An 18,038-nucleotide genomic window follows, 5' to 3' on the forward strand; every position below is an offset into this window, starting at 1 on the left:
CGCCTTGCGATAACACAAATGCCTTGCCCTGTGTTGCGCCAGCCCACTGCAGCCTTTGCCGAATGCGAATACGCTTGTCCGTCATTTCCGGTCCCTGCGACCTCCGCACGAACGAACGAAAGTACCACCGCATGTCCACAGCTTCGCTTTTCGATCCCATCCAGGTCGGTGACCTGCAACTGGCCAACCGCATCGCCATGGCGCCGCTCACGCGCAACCGCGCACCCAACGCCGTGCCCGCCGAGATCACCGCCACCTACTACGCGCAGCGCGCCAGCGCCGGCCTGCTGATCACCGAGGCCACGGCCATCAGCCACCAGGGCCAGGGCTATGCCGACGTGCCGGGCCTGTATGGCACCGAGCAGCTCGATGCCTGGAAGAAGGTCACCACCGCCGTGCACGAGGCCGGCGGCAAGATCGTGACCCAGCTGTGGCACGTGGGCCGCATCTCGCACAACGACCTGCAGCCCGATGGCGGCGCACCCGTGGCGCCGTCGGCCCTCATCGCCAAGTCCAAGACCTACCTGATCGACCGCGCCACGGGCAAGGGCAGTTTCGTGCCCACCTCGCAGCCGCGCGCGCTCGACGCCTCGGAACTGCCCGGCATCGTGCACGCCTATGCGGCGGCGGCCCGCAACGCCGTGGAAACCGCCGGCTTCGACGGCGTGGAAATCCATGGCGCCAACGGCTACCTGCTCGACCAGTTCCTCAAGACCGGCGCCAACCAGCGCACCGACGACTACGGCGGCAGCATCGAGAACCGTGCCCGCCTGCTGCTCGAAGCCACGCGCGCCGCCGTGGACGCCGTGGGTGGTGGCAAGGTCGGCATCCGCCTCTCGCCCGTCACGCCTGCCAACGACATCGTGGACGCGGACCCCCAGCCCCTGTTTGACTACGTGGTGCGCCAGCTCGCCCCACTGGGCCTGGCCTACATCCACGTCATCGAAGGCGCCACCGGCGGCCCGCGCGAACTGCCCGACCGCCCCTTCGACTATGCGGCCCTCAAGGCCGCCTACCGCGAAGCCGGCGGCAAGGGTGCCTGGATGACCAACAACGCCTACGACGCCACCCTGGCCGAGCAGGCCGTGGCCGACGGCTCGGCCGACATCGTGGCCTTCGGCAAGCTCTACATCGCCAACCCCGACCTGGTCGAGCGCCTGCGCACCAAAGCCCCGCTCAACGCCTGGGACCAGAGCACCTTCTACGGCGGCGGCGAAAAAGGCTATACCGACTACCCGACCCTCCAGTCGGCGTGAATCCGGCTTACCCCAGTCCTATGGGATTGGGCGCCCGCATCACGATGCGGGTGAACAGGCGGTCATAGGCCCCGTCGCGGCCCGGGCCCTGCGCCAGGGGGTTGGCGTTGGTGGCAAACGCCGCATCCACGGCCGCCCAGTCCTGCGCATCGAGGTGCGCGTGGGCGGCCGGCAGCACCACGGTTTCCTCGATCCGCATGTGCTCCAGGTAGAAGGCCACGTAGCGCTGCAACGCCTCCTCGAACGCGCTGCGCCGCGTGTCCCCCAACAGCTCCCAGGCCAGCAGCAGGTGCTGCAGCTCGCGCACCGCAGCCTCGCCGCCCGCGTGCTCGCGCTCGAGCTGCGCAATGGCTGCGGCCGCCTCGGGCGCACGCTCGGCCACGCGCGGGAACAGCCACTGCGATTCCTTGGGGTGGTGCTGGCGCTCGGGAAACTCGTCGATGTAGAACAGCATCGCGCGCATCACGTCGAAGAACGCGGTCGGCGCATCGGCCGGACCCCGGTCCAGCATCAGCTGCAGCGAGCGCAGCACCGCCGCCAGCGACGCGTGCTCGTCGCGGATGGTCCGCACACTGGCATGAGGCATGGCCTTGCTCCCAAAGGGTATTGAACAGGCTCCAAGGGTGCCATGCCGGTGCCCAGGCCAAACTGACGCAGGTCAATGAAAGCCCCATGAAAAAAGCCCCGCTCGCCGAAGCGCGCGGGGCCTTGCCCTGGATGGGAGACGGCGCAGCGTCAGCGTGCCAGAAGCTGGCGCGAGGCCGTGGGTGCACGCAGCGATGCATGCTGCTGCTGTGGCTGGGCCACAGGCCCGCCACTGTGGCCACCATGGCCGCCGCCATGGCCCATCGACTCGGCGAGCTGGAACTGCTGCACCACTTCCGACAGGCGCGCCGCCTGCTCGCGCAGCGATTCGGCCGCCGCAGCGGACTCTTCCACCAGCGCAGCGTTCTGCTGCGTCATGCGGTCGATCTCACCCACCGACTGGTTCACCTGGCCGATGCCAGCCGACTGCTCGGTGGCGGCCGCCGTGATCTCGCCGATGATGTCGCCCACGCGCTGCACGCTGGCCACGATCTCCTTCATGGCCGTGCCCGCGTCTTCCACGTGGCGCACGCCACCGTCCACGGCGGTCACGCTGTTGTGGATCAGGCCCTTGATGTCGCTGGCCGCAGCGGCCGAGCGCTGGGCCAGGCTGCGCACTTCGCTGGCCACCACGGCAAAGCCACGGCCCTGCTCGCCGGCGCGGGCCGCTTCCACGGCCGCGTTCAGCGCCAGGATGTTGGTCTGGAAGGCGATGGAGTCGATCAGGCCGATGATGTCGCCGATCTTGCGGCTCGATGCCGAGATCTCCTGCATGCTGGCCACGGCCTGCTGCACCACCGAACCACCGCGCGTGGCGGTGTTGGAGGCCGAAGCCGCCAGCTGGTTGGCCATCTGCGAGGACGATGCCGTCTGCTGCACGGTGGAGGTCAGCTGCGACAGCGAGGCCACGGCCTCCTGCGCGTTGCTGGCCGTCTGCTCGGTGCGCTGCGACAGGTCCTGGTTGCCGGTAGCGATCTCCTGGCTGGCCGTGGCGATGTTGCCGCTGGCATCGCGCACCTGCGCCACCAGCGCGCCCAGACCCTGCTGCATGTCGCCCAGCGCGCGCTGCAGGTCGGCCACCTCGTCCTTGCCGTTGGCCACGATGGGCTGCGACAGATCGCCTCCGGCAATCGCCTGCGCCATGCGGCGCGCATCGGCCAGCGGGTTGCAGATGGAGATCATGTTCAGCAGCGTCAGCGGCACCACCACCACCACGGTGATCAGCACCGCCAGCACGAACAGCCACTTGGTCTGGCTGGTCACCTTGTTCTGCTGCTCCACCGCGCTGGCGACCTCGGTGCGCAGCACCGTGTCGAGCTGGGCCATGAGCTTGTCAGCCTGGTCGAATTCCGCCACGGCCTTGCCGCTCATGCGGTTGGCGATGGTGGCCGTGTCGTAGCCCCCGGCTTCGAGCTGGCGCGCCACGTGGGCAAACTGCTCGCGGTAGCTGTCCACGCGCTTGATGATGTCGCGCACCACGGGGTTGTCACCGTCTTCCGGCCCTTCGAGGAACTGGGCCGCGATCTTCTTGGCCTTGTCCTGGCTGGCCAGCCACTTGGCGTGCGAAGCCTTCACGACCTCGGGCTTTTCATAGCCGATGATCATGTCCTTCTCGAACTGGCGGATGGAACCCATCTCGCCGCGCAGCTCCGCGAGGTAACCCACTTCGGCGAACGAGTTGGCCATGAAGTCCTCGGACAGGGCGTGGATGCGGAACATGCCCAGCATGCCGGCACCTCCCAGCATGCCCAGCAGGCCCAGCACCACGGCAATGGCCCCCAGCATGCGAAATCGAATGGTGAACTGCCGCATGAGCGTGAATAAATTCATGTCTGTCATCCTTCAATTGGTATGTGTGCCGGTGCCGGACTGCAAGAGATCTCCTGCATGCAAGAGACCCCTGCCCCCGTTGTCCGCCCGACTGCAACAAAACGTTGCAGTTTGCCAGACATGCGTGACCATGCGCCATACGTGTTTATCACATGCGCCAGCGCTTGAGTAAGAGGGCATTCGCCATCACGCTGACCGAGCTGAGCGCCATCGCGGCCCCCGCCACCACCGGGCTCAGGTAGCCCAGGGCCGCCAGGGGGATGCCGGCCACGTTGTAGGCAAAGGCCCAGAACAGGTTCTGGCGGATCTTGAGCACCGTGCGGTGCGATATGTCGAGCGCTGCCGCCACCAGCAGCGGGTCGCCGCGCATCAGCGTGATGCCCGCTGCGTGCATGGCCACGTCCGTGCCGTTGCCCATGGCCATGCCCACATCGGCCGCAGCCAGTGCCGGCGCATCGTTGACGCCATCGCCCACCATGGCCACCACATGGCCACCCTGTTGCAATGCGACCACCCGCGCCGCCTTGTCGCCGGGCAGCACCTCCGCCATGACCTCGCCGGCGGCAGGGTCGAGGCCCAGGCGGCGCGCCATGGCCTCGGCAGCGCCCCGGTTGTCCCCCGACACCATCACCGTGCGGATACCCCGGGCCTTGAGGGCCGCCAGCGCCTCGCGCGCACCCGGCTTGGGCTCATCGCCAAAGGCCAGCAGCGCGCGCAAGGCCAGGCCCTGGGCCGTGCGCTCGGCCACGGCGGAGACGGTAGCGCCCTCGGCCTGCAATGCCTCGGCACGCGTCGCCAGGGGGCCCATGTCGACACCCAGTTCCTGCATCCAGCGCAGGCTGCCCACCAGCAAGCTGGCGCCCTGCACCTCGCCCTCGGTACCCCGGCCCGGCACGGCACGCACGCCCTCGGGGGCCTGCAGGGCCAGTTGGCGCTCCTGTGCGGCGCGCACCACGGCACGCGCCAGCGGGTGCTCGCTGCCGCTTTGCACGGCCGCCACCGCCGCCAGCACGGCGCCTTCATCCACGCCGGGCACCGCCTCGAAGGCGGTCAGCCGCGGCTGGCCCACGGTCAGCGTGCCGGTCTTGTCGAAGGCCACCGTGTCCACCTTGTGCGCGCGCTCCAGCGCCTGCGCATCCTTGATCAGAATGCCGTGCTTCGCGGCCACGCCCGTGCCCGCCATGATGGCGGCCGGCGTGGCCAGGCCCAGCGCGCAGGGGCAGGCGATCACCAGCACCGCCACGGCGTGGATCAGCGCCGCCTCCATGCCCGCACCGCTCCATAGCCAGCCCAGCAAGGTGGCCAGGGCAATCGCCAGCACCACCGGCACGAACACGGCCGACACCTTGTCCACCAGCCGCTGCAGGGGGGCCTTGGCGGCCTGCGCGTCCTCCACCAGGCGGATGATGTGCGCCAGCACCGTCTCGGCGCCCACAGCCGTCACCGCCATCACGATGCGCCCGTCGCCATTGATCGAGCCGCCCGTGAGCGGCGCGCCCACGTCGCGCGCCACGGGCAGGGGTTCACCGGTCAGCATGGACTCGTCCACCTGGGTGTGGCCCTCGTGCACCGTGCCGTCCACCGGGATGCGCTCGCCCGGGCGCACCACCAGCCGGTCACCCACCAGCACCTCGGCCACGGGCACATCCACCTCGCCGGCCTTGCCCAGCAGGTGCACCACGTCGGGCCGCAGCGCGTGCAGCGCACGGATGGCGGTGGTGGTCTGGCGCTTGGCGCGTGCCTCCAGCCACTTGCCCAACAGCACCAGCGTGACCACCACGGCCGAGGCCTCGAAATACAGGTGCGGCGCATGGCCAGCATGTGCAGTAAGCCATAGCCACACCGACAGGCCCCAGCCCGCGCTGGTGCCCAGCGCCACCAGCAGGTCCATGTTGCCCGTGAGCGCCTTCAGCGCATGCCAGCCGGCCTTGTAAAAGCGCGCACCCAGGATGAACTGCACCGGCGTGGCCAGTGCGAACTGCAGCCAGGCCGGAAGCATCCAGTCCTGCCCGAGGAGATCACCCACCATGGGCAGCACCAGCGGTGCCGACAGCGCCAGGCCCACGCCCACCGGCAAAAAACCGGCCCAGGGCGACAGGTCTTCCGCCGCATCGGCGTGGTCCTTCGCCAGCGGCTCGTAGCCCGCATTGCGCACGGCGCGACGCAGTTGCGCCTCCAGCGCCGCGGCATCGCTGCCGGCGGGCGCCGCCACGCCGATGCGGGCGGACTCCGTGGCCAGGTTGACCGAGGCATCCTGCACCCCCGGCACCTTGCGCAGCGCACGCTCCACGCGGCCCACGCAGCTGGCGCAGGTCATGCCGCCGATGCCCAGGTCGAAATGTTGCAAGGCCTCAAGGGCCCGGTCAGGGGTGGTGTCGTTGGTCATGAGGGGTACCTTACAGCTTGCCATGGTGTGAAGGTCAAGCCCTTGCCCCAGATCAAGTCGGCGCCTTGTCCGATACGGCGGCATTGCCGGCGGTGGTCGAATTTTGTGCATGACAAGCCCTACACCCCTACGGGCGCGCACCGGCCAAGCCCCCGAGCCGCTGGACCGCGCCGCGCGCCTGGACCGCTACATCGGCTACTACGAAAGCTATGCCCAGAGCCACGAGGTGCTGGACCGGGATGCCGCCATGCAGGCCGAGATCCGCGGCGCCGCCCAGGCCCTGGCGGTGGCGGTGGGCGAGCTGCGCGCGGGCACCCTCTCGCGCCCCGATGCCGGCGTGCGCCGCGCCCGGCCGAGGTAGGCAGTCCCTCTTCAAGGTTTTGCAGCAGGGCTTGACCTTGCCACCATGTGAAGGTTTACGCTCCAGGCTGTTCAATGCAATCAGCCAATCAGCAAGGAGTCTTCACATGCAGCCATCCACCACCACCAGCCATGACTTCCAGGTCCAGGGCATGACCTGCGGCCACTGCGAGCGCGCCGTGACACAGGCCGTGCAAGGCGTGGACCCCGATGCCACGGTGCGCATCGACCGCGCCAGCGGCAATGTGCATGTGGCGCACAGCAGCGCCGCGCGCGCAGCGCTGGCCGCGGCCATCGCCGAAGAAGGCTACGCCGTCGCGGCATGAGCAAGACCGACTGGCCCGTGCCCATCGGCGAGGCCGCGCGCCGTGCCGGGGTTTCGGCGCGCATGGTGCGCCACTACGAATCCCTGGGCCTGGTGGCCAGCGTGGCGCGCACCGACAGCGGCTACCGCCAGTACACCGCAGCCGACGTGCATGGCCTGCGCTTCATCCGCCGCGCGCGCGACCTGGGCTTCTCGATGGAAGAGATCGCCGGCCTGCTCGCCCTGTGGCAGGACCGCAGCCGCGCCAGCAGCCAGGTCAAGCGCATCGCCCAGGCCCACATCGAGGACCTCAACGAGCGCATCGCCGCCATGCAGGCCATGCAGCGCAGCCTGCAGACGCTGGTGTCGTGCTGCCATGGGGATGAGCGGCCGGACTGCCCGATCCTGGATGACCTGGCGGGGATTCCCGAGCAAAACGCTCGCTAATCGCTCTCATTTCAATAGCGAGAGACCATGGCTGGTCCGCGAATGGCACGCCCTAGGCAGTCCCATGGCAGACTCTCGGGCTTCCCCATGCCCCAAAAGTCTCGCTCCCATGCTCACCGGTGAACTCCGCAACAAGGTCGATCAGGTCTGGAATGCCTTCTGGTCCGGCGGCATCGCCAACCCCATTGAAGTCATCGAGCAGATCACCTACCTGCTCTTTCTGCGCGCCCTCGACAGCGACCAGACCCGCGAAGACAACAAGGCCCTGCGCCTCAAGACCGCCCCCGTGCGCATCATCCCCGCAGGCCTGGACCCCAACAGCCGGTCGTTCGACGACATGCGCTGGTCCCGCTTCAAGAACATGGCGCCTGCCGATATGTTCGACGTGCTCAGCAACCAGGTCTTCCCCTTCCTGCGTGGCCTGCAAACGTCCGGCGGCCCCGCAGCAGAAACGGCCTTCGCCCGCCACATGCGCGATGCGCGATTCACCATCCCCACCCCTGGCCTGCTGGCCAAGGTGGTCGATCTGCTTGACGCCATTCCGCTCGATGATCGCGACACCAAGGGCGACCTGTACGAGTACATGCTCGGCAAGATCGCATCCGCCGGCCAAAACGGGCAATTTCGCACCCCGCGCCACATCATCGACCTGATGGTGGCCCTCACGGCCCCCACGCCGCAAGACACCATCTGCGACCCAGCCAGTGGCACCTGCGGCTTTCTGGTGGCCGCGGGCGAATACCTGCGCCGTACCTACCCCGACATGCTGCGCGTGCCCGCTCAGAACACGCACTTCCACAACGGCATGTTCCACGGCTACGATTTCGACAACACCATGCTGCGCATTGGCAGCATGAACATGGTGCTGCACGGCGTGGAACACCCCGCCATCGAATACCGCGACTCCCTGGCCGAAGGCGCAGCAGGCAATGCCGATGCGTACAGCCTCATCCTGGCCAACCCGCCCTTTGCGGGCAATCTGGATTACGAAACCACCGCCAAGGACCTGCAGCAAACCGTCAAGACCAAGAAGACCGAACTGCTCTTTCTGGCCCTGTTCCTGCGCCTCATGAAAACCGGCGGCCGTGCTGCCGTCATCGTGCCCGACGGCGTTCTGTTTGGCAGCAGCAAGGCCCACAAGGAATTGCGCCGCAAGCTGGTGGAAGAGCAAAGGCTCGACGCCGTCATCAGCCTGCCCGGCGGCGTGTTCAAGCCCTATTCGGGCGTCAGCACCGCCATCCTGCTGTTCACCAAGACCATGAGCGGCGGCACCGACCATGTGTGGTTTTACGACATGCAGGCTGATGGATGGAGCTTGGATGACAAACGCCAACCGCTGCTGGATACAAGCCTTCTGGGCCTACAGCGCTTTGCAGATAAACGCAGCCTGCTATCCGAGGCAGAGCACGCCAAGAACAACCTGCCAGATGTGCTGGAGCGCTGGGGTCAGCGCAATGGCACCGAACCTGACCGCCCCCGCACTGCACAGAGCTTTTGCGTGCCCAAAGGCGATATTGAGGCCACTGGCTACGACCTGAGCATCAATCGGTACAAGGCGGTGGTGCACAAGACCGTGAAGCACGATACGCCAGAAGAAATACTGGCCGAACTGCGGGCCATTGAATTGGAAATCACGAAGGGGATGGAAGCGCTGGAAGGGATGTTGCAGTGAGCTTTCCTACCGCGCCTATGCGTTCATTGCTGGACGATGCACACAAAGCGACCCTTCCTGAAGGAAAAAGCGAAGTTTTGGCGCTTAACCTGGACCAAATTGAATCGCACAGCGGCAAAGTGCTGTCCAAACTCATGCTTGATCGCACTGAGGTTGGCTCATCCACCTACGTATTCAACAAGGGCACAGTGCTGTACTGCAAACTGCGCCCCTATCTCAACAAGGTTGTTGTTGCCGAAAACGACGGTGTCGCCACCACGGAGCTAGTCCCATTGCGGTGTGACGAATCCAAGATTTTGCCTAACTACCTCGCGCATTTCCTACGGTCGCCAACGTTTCTTGCGTTTGCAACCAACGTCGTTGCGGGAGCCAAGATGCCACGGATGGTAATGAGCGAGTTTTGGTCGTATCCCGTTCCCCTACCTCCGCTCTCAGACCAACGCCGCATCGCCGCCATCCTCGACCAAGCCGAAGCCCTCCGAACTCAACGACACACCGCCCTGGCCCTGCTCGACAGCCTCACCCAGTCCCTGTTTCTCGATATGTTTGGGGACCCAGTGACGAATCCAAAGAGATGGGACATATCAACAATTGGTGAGCTGGCGGAGGTGCAGGGGGGCTTGCAAGTGACCAGAACCCGCACAGCCCTGCCTTTGGAGGTTCCCTATCTCAGGGTCGCCAATGTTTATCGCGGAGTATTGGATCTTTCCGAGATCAAGACCATTCGAGCGACTCCTGCCGAGCTTCGGCGAACGATTTTGGTGAAAGACGATCTGCTGGTAGTAGAGGGCCACGGCAATCCCAACGAGATCGGGCGAGCAGCGCTATGGAGCGGGGAAATTGAGCAGTGCGTGCATCAGAACCACCTTATTCGCGCACGCTTCAATCGCGATAAGGTTGATCCAGTTTTTGCCAGCGAGTATGTGAACTCGCCGGGAGGACGCCTGCATTTGTTGCGAGCTGGAAAATCAACCTCGGGCCTCAACACCATCAGCGTTTCAAATGTGCGAGATACACCAGTTGCACTCCCTCCTCTCGCCCTCCAAAATGCCTTCGCCGCCCGTATCCAATCGATCGCGGCCCTCAAAGCCGTTCATCGCAAAGCCCTTGCCGCGCTCGATGCGCTGTTTACCTCACTTCAGCACCGCGCCTTTCGTGGCGAGTTGGCATCCACCACTACAGATAAGAACGCCGCCGCACCACGCTCGCCAGCCCAAGACCTGGAGGGATTGCTGCGGCTGGAAGCCTCGATTGGCCAAGAGGCGCTGATCTACATCGCCAAACGAATGCCCAAGGGAGATCAGTACAACACCCTCAAAGCCATTTACTTCGCGGACAAGCATCACCTTGAGCACTACGGGCACCAGATTTACGGCGAGACCTATTGCGCACTGCCCCATGGCCCTGTTCCCCAAGCGGCCTACGACGCCACGCGGGTGCTCATCGGGGAACGAATGTTCAGCGATTTCGACGATGGTGCGCTACGCGCGGCGCTGCGTCTTCATGGTCACACGCTCACCGCGCTGCGCGATGCTGACTTCAGCAAGCTCAGCCCCGCCATGGTGGAAAGTCTGGATTGGGCCGTCCGCTACTGTCGCGACATGAAGTTCGGGCAAACCAAAGCCGCCTCGCATGACAGCGCTTATGAACGCACGCCCAAAAACGAAACCGTTCCGCTAAGGTACATCGTCGATACCTTGTCACCCGAAGCGCGCCAGCGCCACTGGAATCTCTAAGTCACCCCGTATGGACTAAAGATTCCATATGATCTGAGCACAACAGCGATCAGCAACGGCCGAAGAATTTCTTTTAAGAACAACGGCTTATAAAGCTTTTTCTAAAGCATCGATGCTTTAGGCCAAGCTATAGAACGGCATTCTTGGGATTGAGGGGGAATACTTCTTGAGCACTCCGTCGAACTTTTCCTTCCTCCAGTCCGACTGGCCCGACCTGCTGGCCGAAGCCCGCCGGGCCGAGGCGACAGCCCATACCGACGCGCGCACCACCTGCTTCTATGCCCGCCGCTCGCTGGAACTGGCCGTAGCGTGGCTGTACCAGGCAGAGGGGGGCAAAGGCGGGAGCCTGCGCATGCCTTACAAAGCGGACCTGTCGGCCTTTCTGTTCGAGCCCAGCTTTCAGCAATTGGTCGGCCCGGCCGTGCATGCCAAGATGGACGTGATCCGCCGCCTGGGCAACAAGGCGGTGCATGACGCTCGCCCGGTGACGGCGAACGACGCAATGGCCGCGCTGCGCGAGCTGTTCCATGTGGCCTTCTGGCTGGCACAGCACTATGCACGACGGGTGGCAGACCGCCCTGCTGCAGCCCTGCAATTCCGTGCTGAGTTGCTGTCCCGGCCAGCGTCTGCCGACGCGACCAAAGAACAGGCAGCCAGCCGTGCAGCCCAGGCCGCTGCGCAAGAGGCGCTGGCCAAACAGGCCCTTGCCCTGGCCGAACGCGATGCAGCGTTGCGCGAGGCGGCGGCCCGCAATGCAGAGCTGGATGCCGAACTGGCCCGCTACCGCGCCGAGATTGCGGCGGCAAAAGCCGCCAACGCGGCGCAACCTGCCGCAGCCCACGACTACCATGAAGCCGCCACGCGCGATCTGTTCATCGACCTGCTGCTCAAGGAAGCTGGCTGGGCACTGAACCAGCCGCGTGACCGCGAGTTTGAAGTCCAGGGCATGCCCAACGGCCAAGGCAAGGGCTTTGTCGACTATGTGCTGTGGAGTGGTGAGATTCCGCTGGCCATTGTGGAAGCCAAGCGCACCCGCCGCAGCGCCAAAGAGGGCGAGCAGCAGGCCCGCCTGTACGCCGACTGCCTGGAGCAGCGCTACGGCCACCGGCCGGTGATCTACGGCACCAATGGCTACGAGCACTGGATGTGGGACGACACCTCCAGCCCGCCCCGGCCCGTGCAGGGCTTCCACACCAAAGACGAACTGGAGCTGATGGCCCAGCGCCGCACCACCCGTAAGCCGCTGGCCAGCCTGAACATCCCTGCAGGCATTGTGGAGCGCCACTACCAGCAGCGCGCCATTCGCCGCATTGCCGAAGTGTTTGAACACGACCAGCACCGCAAGGCCCTGGTGGTGATGGCCACCGGTGCGGGCAAAACCCGTACGGTGATTGCGTTGGTGGACCTGCTCATGCGCGCCAACTGGGCCAAGCGCGTGCTGTTTCTGGCCGACCGCGTGGCGCTGGTGAACCAGGCCGTCAACGCCTTCAAGACCCACCTGCCCGATGCAGCGCCCGTGAATCTGGTGACGGATCGCGCCACCGAGGGTCGGGTCTACGTATCCACCTACCCCACGATGATGGGGCTCATCAACGAAAGCGCCAGCGGAGGCAAGCGCCGCTTTGGCGTGGGGCACTTCGACCTGATTGTGGTGGACGAAGCCCACCGCTCCATCTACCAGAAGTACCGCGCCATCTTCAGCTACTTCGATGCGCTGCTGGTGGGCCTGACGGCCACGCCCAAGGATGAGATCGACCGCAATACCTACGGCCTGTTCGACCTGGAAAGCGGCGTGCCCACCGATGCATATGGGCTGAACGACGCCATTGCCGAGGGCTACCTGGCACCGCCCAGGGCGGTCTCGGTGCCGCTGAAGTTTCAGCGCGAAGGCATCCGTTACGACGAGCTGAGTGACGACGAGAAAGACCAGTGGGACGCGCTGGAGTGGGACGATGAAAGCGGCGAAGCTCCCGATGAAGTGAGCGCCGAAGCCGTCAACAAATGGCTGTTCAACACCGACACGGTGGACAAGATGCTGGCCCTGTTGATGGGCAAGGGCCACAAGGTGGCGGGTGGCGACCGCCTGGGCAAGACCATCATCTTTGCCAAGAACCAAAAGCACGCCGAGTTCATCCAACAGCGGTTTGATGTGAGCTACCCGGAGTACCGGGGCACATTCGCACGCACCATCACGTTCAAGACCGAATATGCGCAGTCGCTCATCGACGACTTCTCGCAGAAAGACCGCATGCCGCACATCGCCATTTCGGTGGACATGCTGGACACCGGGATTGATGTACCCGAGGTGGTGAACCTTGTCTTCTTCAAGATCGTGCGCTCCAAGGCCAAGTTCTGGCAGATGGTGGGGCGAGGCACGCGGCTGTGCAAGGAGCTGTATGGCCCGGGCCAGGACAAGAAGGACTTCTTCATCTTCGACTTCTGCCAGAACCTGGAATACTTCAACCAGGAACTTGAAGGCAGTGAAGGCGCCGTAGCGCAACCGCTATCGCAACGGCTGTTCAACGCGCGGCTGGAGCTGATCGACCTGCTGGACAAGCGCCAGCAGATGAATGGTGTGGCCGATGAAGCACAGCAGTCGCCCGTGCTGACCGAAGCCACTATCCGCCGTGACACCGCCGCATTGCTGCACAGCATGGTGGCAGGCATGTCGCTGGACAACTTCGTAGTACGCCCCCAGCGCCGCTGGGTGGAGGCCTGGGCCCAACTGGAGGCGTGGAAGCGCCCCACCGCAGATCAGCTAGCCGAGGTGGGCACGCATCTGTCGGGCCTGCCCACAGCCATGCGTGATGACGACGAGGATGCAAAGCGCTTTGATGCCCTGCTGCTGAACACCCAGTTAGCGATGCTGCGCAGTGAGCCATCCTTTCCACGCCTGCAGGCCAAGGTGAAGCAACTGGCCGACAGCCTGCTGGACTTGGCCAATGTACCGAGCGTGCGCGAGCACCTGCTGCTGATCGAAGCCATCGCTGGCGACGAATGGTGGCAGGACGTGACCCTGCCCATGCTGGAGCAGGCGCGGCGCAAGCTGCGCAGCCTCATCAAGCTCATTGAAAAAGGCAGCCGCAGTGTCGTCTATACCGACTTTGAAGATGCCATTGGCGAGACGACCGAGGTGGACCTGCCGCTGGTGGCCAGCGCGGTGGACTTTGATCGGTTTCGTGCCAAGGCCAAGGTCTTCCTGCGTGCCCATGATGACCGGCTGGCACTGCACAAGCTGCGCCGCAACCAACCCCTGACCGCCGCCGACCTGCAGGAGCTGGAAGCCCTGCTGCACGAGGCAGGCGGCACGGACAGCGATATTGAACGTGCCGTCACACTGCACACCAGCCTGCCGGTGTTTGTGCGATCCCTGGTCGGCCTGGACAGAGAGGCCGCCATGGCTGCATTTGCCAACCTGATTGCAGCGGGCACTGCCAGCGCCAGCCAGCTGCAGTTTGTCGAAGAAATCGTGCAGCACCTGACCGAGCACGGCGCCATGCCCGCATCAAGGCTCTACGAATCGCCGTTTACCGACATCCATGTCCAGGGGCCGGATGGCGTTTTTGACTCCTGCAAAGTGGAGCAGTTGTTCCAGGCGCTTGAGGGGCTTGAATTGCAGCAGGCAGCCGCCTGACATAGTCGTTTGTTGCGCGTCAGCTGGCCCTGCCCGCAGCTTTCAGCGCCGCCTTCTTTGCAGGCGCTACGCTGCGTTTGCGCGCAGGCTTGTCGGCTGCCGGTGCTGCTTTTGAAGCAGCCGCCACCACGGCCCCATCGGCGCGCCGCAGCACCCCCTGGCACAGCGTCGCTATGCACTGCTCGGCCACCTGCTCGGCCGTGTACTCGCCGCCGGGCTGGTACCAGCGGCCGATCCAGCTGAGCGCCCCGGCGATCACGAAGGCCGTCATCTTCGGGTCGCAGGGTTGCAGCGAGCCCTCCTGCACGCCCTCGGCAACCAGGCGGCGAAATTCCAGGTCGATGGCGGATTTCAGGCGGCGCAGCTCCACCCGGCTTTCCGGCGGCAATTGCTCGTCGCCCACGCGGATCAGGCACTTGCCGAAGTCCATGGTGACGATGCGCGCATACACCTGCATGCAGGTCATGAGCTGGTCGATGGCCTTGCCGCCGGCCGCGCGCGAGGCGTCTATGCCCTCGAGCATCATTTCCAGGCCCTTGCTCACGCACTGCAGCAGGATCTCGTCCTTGTTCTTCACGTAGTAGTACAGCGTGGGCTTGGTCACGTTCAGCCGCGCGGCGATGTCGTCGAGCGAGGTGGCGTGAAAGCCGCGTTCGTTGAACAGCTGCGCGGCGGCCTGCAGCACGGCATTGCGCTTGGCTTCGCGCTGCTGTTCGCGGTGCGACGCGGGCGCCCAGGGCGACGCGGGCGGGCGGTCCGCACTGCGGGGGGGCGACACGGTGGGGCTGGGCATGGCGGGCTGGTTCCTCGGGAAAGTACGGATGCTGGTTTGGCGCCGGGCCTTCCAGAATCTACTCGCGAGTAAACAGTTTACGCACAAGTAGGAAATTTCTGCAGGCCCGCAGGCATTTTCTGGTCAGCACAAACCCGCATTAGAAAGCCAATGGAGACATACCCACCCGGCAATCCCCCCGCCAGCGCGCCGCCCCTGCTGCAGGTCGATGGCGTCACGCTGGCCTTCGGCGGGGTCAAGGCGCTCACTGGCGTGGGCTTTGGCGTGCAGGCCGGCTCCATCACCGCCGTGATCGGGCCCAACGGTGCGGGCAAGACTTCGCTGTTCAACACCATCTCGGGCTTCTACCGCCCGGGCAGCGGCGCCATCCGCTTCAAGGGCCAGGACATCACGCGCGTGCCGGCACCGCAGCGCGCCCGGCTGGGCCTGGGGCGCAGTTTTCAGAACATCGCGCTGTTTCGCGGCATGACGGTGCTCGACAACATCAAGCTCGGGCGCCACGCGCACCTCAAGACCAACGTGCTCGACGCGCTGCTGTACATCGGCCGCGCACGCCGCGAAGAGGCCGCCCTGCGTGCCGACATCGAGGAGCGCATCATCGACTTCCTGGAGATCGACCACATCCGCCACGCGCCCGTCTCGGCCCTGCCCTACGGCCTGCAAAAGCGCGTGGAGATGGCCCGCGCCCTGGCCATGCAGCCCGAGGTGCTGATGCTCGACGAGCCCGTGGCCGGCATGAACCGCGAGGAGACCGAGGACATGGCGCGCTTCATCCTCGACGTGCGCGCCGAGTGGGGCGTCACGGTGCTCATGGTCGAGCACGACATGGGCATGGTCATGGACCTGTCGGACCACGTGGTGGTGCTCAACTTCGGCCAGGTCATCGCCCAGGGCACGCCGGCCGAAGTGCAGGCCAACCCCGAGGTCGTCCGCGCCTACCTGGGCGCGGGCGACGTGGGCGACCTGCGTGCCCGGCTGCATGCTGGGGCCGCGACGCCGCTGCAGGGAGTCGCATGATGGATTGGGCCTACCTGTTCGAAATCAGCCTCACCGGCATTGCCGGTGGCGGCCTGTACGCGCTGGCGGCACTGGCCTTCGTGATGGTCTACAAGGCCACGCGCGTGGTCAACATCGCCATCGGCGAAATGCTCATGGTCGGCGCCTACCTGTTCTTCACCTTTGCCGCCACCTTCGCGCTGCCGCTGTGGCTGGCCATTCCTGCGGCGGTGCTCGGTTCGGGCCTCTTGGGCGCGGTGATCGAGCGCACCATGATCCGCCCGCTGCTGGGCGAGCCGCCGATCTCCGTCTTCATGGTCACCGTGGGCCTGGCGTCGGTGCTCGTGGGCCTGGTGGAGATGATCTGGACGGCCGACCAGCGCCGCCTGCCCGAATTCATGCCGAGCAAAGCCATCATGGTGGGCGATGCCTTCCTCGCGCCCAAGGTGTTCTGGGGCGCCATGATCGCGGTGGACTTCATCGCAGCTGTGCTGCTGGTGTTCCGCTTCTGGCGCGGCGGCGTGGCCCTGCGCGCCACGGCCAGCGACCAGGCCGCCGCCTACTCGGTGGGCATCAACGTGCCGCGTGTGTTCTCGCTGGCCTGGGTGGTCTCGGCCATGATCGCCGCAGTCTCCGGGATCATCGTCGGCTCCATCGGCGGCATCTCGTCGAGCATGGGCGTGTTCGGGCTGTCGGTGCTGGTGGTGGTCATCGTCGGCGGGCTCGACAGCGTGCTCGGCGCCCTCATCGGCGGCCTGCTCATCGGCCTCATCGAGGCCCTGGCCGGCGCCTACCTGGGCGGCGAATACAAGCTCTTGGCCACCTTCATCGTCCTGGTAGCAGTGCTTCTCGTTCGCCCTTACGGCCTGTTCGGCACGCACGAAATCGAGAGACTCTAGAAACATGCGCCCCCACGTTCATCACTTCGTGTATTCACTGCCCCCCAGGGGGGCGCAGGCCTGCCTTGGGGCGGCCCGGCGGGAGGCCTGATGCGCATCGGCACCCTTAAGGAATCCTACGTCGCCGACGCGGCGCTGTTCGACTCGCGCACGCAGAAGGTCTGGCTCGCGGTGGCCGCTGCGCTGCTGCTGCTCTTCCCCTTCATGGCCAGCGACTACTGGCTCTACCTGGCCTGCCTGGTCAGCATCAACGTGGCCAGCGCCACGGGGCTCAACATCCTCACGGGCTACACGGGGCTGGTGAGCCTGGGGCAGGCCGCCTTCATGGGCCTGGGGGCCTACACCGTGGCCGTGCTGGAGACGCGCGTGGGCACACCCTTCCTCGTGAACCTGCTGGCCGGTGGCTTGGTGGCCATGCTGGGCGGCATCGTCGTGGGCATCCCCTCGCTGCGCGTCAAGGGCCTGTACCTGGCCATCGCCACCATCGCAGCATCCTTCATTGCGCACTTCATCTTCGCCAACTGGAAGTTCACGGGGGGCACCGGGGGGCTGAGCGTACCGCCGGCCAAGCTGTTCGGCCTGCCGCTCGACACCTCGTTCCGCCTGTACTGGGTGATCGTGCCGGTCACCGTGCTCATGCTGCTGGGCGCAGCCAACCTGTTTCGCACGCGCGTGGGCCGCGCCTTCATCGCCATCCGCGACCGCGACATCTCGGCCGAGGTGCTGGGCATCCCGCTGCTGCGCTACAAGCTGCTGTCGTTCGGCCTGTCCTCGTTCTACGCGGGCGTGGCCGGCGGCCTGTGGGCCTACTTCTTTCGCGTGGTCACGCCCGAGAGCTTTCCGCTGCTCATGTCCATCTTCTTCCTGGCGGCCATCATCGTCGGCGGCATGGGCTCCATCCTGGGCGGCATCCTGGGCGCAGTGTTCATGACCATGGTGCCCGAGCTGCTCAAGCTGGTCGTCAACCTGCTGCCTGGCGGCAACGAACTCACGGTGTTCCTGTCGCCCGTGCGCACCGTGATCTTCGGGCTGCTGATCATCGGCTTCCTCGTCTTCGAGCCCCATGGCCTGGCCGAAGTGTGGCGGCGCATCCGCCGTTTCTTCCATCTCTGGCCTTTCAGAAACTAAACCACCAGGAGA

The 18,038-nt window shown here is 65.5% G+C and carries 13 protein-coding genes and 1 pseudogene; 10 read left to right on the forward strand and 4 right to left on the reverse strand.

Annotated features, from left to right (window positions below; all coding sequences use genetic code 11):
- Positions 1–131 precede the first annotated feature (131 nt).
- Positions 132–1,256, forward strand: coding sequence for an alkene reductase (locus U5N23_RS19815; RefSeq protein ID WP_322594443.1), 1,125 nt, complete (start codon positions 132–134; stop codon positions 1,254–1,256).
- 7 nt (positions 1,257–1,263) lie between these two features.
- Here U5N23_RS19815 and U5N23_RS19820 read toward each other — a convergent pair whose 3' ends face one another.
- The 3 genes from U5N23_RS19820 to U5N23_RS19830 form a co-directional block, all read right to left on the reverse strand.
- Positions 1,264–1,842, reverse strand: coding sequence for a hemerythrin domain-containing protein (locus tag U5N23_RS19820; protein WP_322594444.1), 579 nt, complete (start codon positions 1,840–1,842; stop codon positions 1,264–1,266).
- A gap of 149 nt (positions 1,843–1,991) precedes the next feature.
- A complete protein-coding gene (locus tag U5N23_RS19825; protein WP_322594445.1) occupies positions 1,992–3,671 on the reverse strand; it encodes a methyl-accepting chemotaxis protein in 1,680 nt (559 codons plus the stop codon).
- A gap of 148 nt (positions 3,672–3,819) precedes the next feature.
- Positions 3,820–6,057 (reverse strand): heavy metal translocating P-type ATPase, encoded by a 2,238-nt coding sequence (locus tag U5N23_RS19830; RefSeq protein ID WP_322594446.1) that lies wholly within the window; start codon positions 6,055–6,057, stop codon positions 3,820–3,822.
- Between the two features lie 172 nt (positions 6,058–6,229).
- Here U5N23_RS19830 and U5N23_RS19835 point away from each other — a divergent pair.
- The 6 genes and pseudogenes from U5N23_RS19835 to U5N23_RS19860 form a co-directional block, all read left to right on the forward strand.
- Positions 6,230–6,418 (forward strand): annotated as a pseudogene (locus U5N23_RS19835) (NADPH-dependent FMN reductase); the annotation flags it as partial.
- Positions 6,419–6,524: 106 nt separating this feature from the next.
- Complete coding sequence (locus U5N23_RS19840; RefSeq protein ID WP_322594448.1) at positions 6,525–6,743, forward strand: heavy-metal-associated domain-containing protein; 219 nt, start codon at positions 6,525–6,527, stop codon at positions 6,741–6,743.
- Positions 6,740–7,168: a Cu(I)-responsive transcriptional regulator gene (gene cueR / locus U5N23_RS19845; RefSeq protein ID WP_322594449.1), complete on the forward strand. Its 429-nt coding sequence runs from the start codon at positions 6,740–6,742 to the stop codon at positions 7,166–7,168. Before U5N23_RS19840 ends, cueR begins: the two co-directional genes overlap by 4 nt.
- Before the next feature lie 109 nt (positions 7,169–7,277).
- Positions 7,278–8,840 (forward strand): class I SAM-dependent DNA methyltransferase, encoded by a 1,563-nt coding sequence (locus tag U5N23_RS19850; RefSeq protein WP_322594528.1) that lies wholly within the window; start codon positions 7,278–7,280, stop codon positions 8,838–8,840.
- Positions 8,837–10,576, forward strand: a complete 1,740-nt coding sequence (locus tag U5N23_RS19855) for a restriction endonuclease subunit S (RefSeq protein ID WP_322594450.1) — start codon at positions 8,837–8,839, stop codon at positions 10,574–10,576. Before U5N23_RS19850 ends, U5N23_RS19855 begins: the two co-directional genes overlap by 4 nt.
- A gap of 166 nt (positions 10,577–10,742) precedes the next feature.
- Positions 10,743–14,210, forward strand: a complete 3,468-nt coding sequence (locus U5N23_RS19860; protein ID WP_322594451.1) for a DEAD/DEAH box helicase family protein — start codon at positions 10,743–10,745, stop codon at positions 14,208–14,210.
- Positions 14,211–14,229: 19 nt separating this feature from the next.
- On the opposite strand, the gene U5N23_RS19865 is transcribed toward U5N23_RS19860, so the two are convergent.
- On the reverse strand, positions 14,230–15,003 hold the full coding sequence (locus tag U5N23_RS19865; RefSeq protein ID WP_322594452.1) for a TetR/AcrR family transcriptional regulator: 774 nt from the start codon (positions 15,001–15,003) through the stop codon (positions 14,230–14,232).
- A 150-nt stretch (positions 15,004–15,153) separates the two neighbouring features.
- Between U5N23_RS19865 and U5N23_RS19870 the strand changes: the two genes are divergently transcribed.
- The 3 genes from U5N23_RS19870 to U5N23_RS19880 all read left to right on the forward strand — a co-directional run bounded on the left by U5N23_RS19870 (position 15,154) and on the right by U5N23_RS19880 (position 18,026).
- Complete coding sequence (locus U5N23_RS19870; RefSeq protein ID WP_322594453.1) at positions 15,154–16,020, forward strand: ABC transporter ATP-binding protein; 867 nt, start codon at positions 15,154–15,156, stop codon at positions 16,018–16,020.
- Complete coding sequence (locus tag U5N23_RS19875) at positions 16,017–16,898, forward strand: branched-chain amino acid ABC transporter permease (protein WP_322594454.1); 882 nt, start codon at positions 16,017–16,019, stop codon at positions 16,896–16,898. Before U5N23_RS19870 ends, U5N23_RS19875 begins: the two co-directional genes overlap by 4 nt.
- 90 nt (positions 16,899–16,988) lie before the next feature.
- Positions 16,989–18,026, forward strand: coding sequence for a branched-chain amino acid ABC transporter permease (locus U5N23_RS19880; RefSeq protein WP_305744243.1), 1,038 nt, complete (start codon positions 16,989–16,991; stop codon positions 18,024–18,026).
- The last annotated feature ends 12 nt before the right edge of the window (positions 18,027–18,038 follow it).

The sequence above is a fragment of the Acidovorax sp. genome (genome assembly GCF_034519795.1).
Classification (GTDB): domain Bacteria; phylum Pseudomonadota; class Gammaproteobacteria; order Burkholderiales; family Burkholderiaceae_C; genus Acidovorax.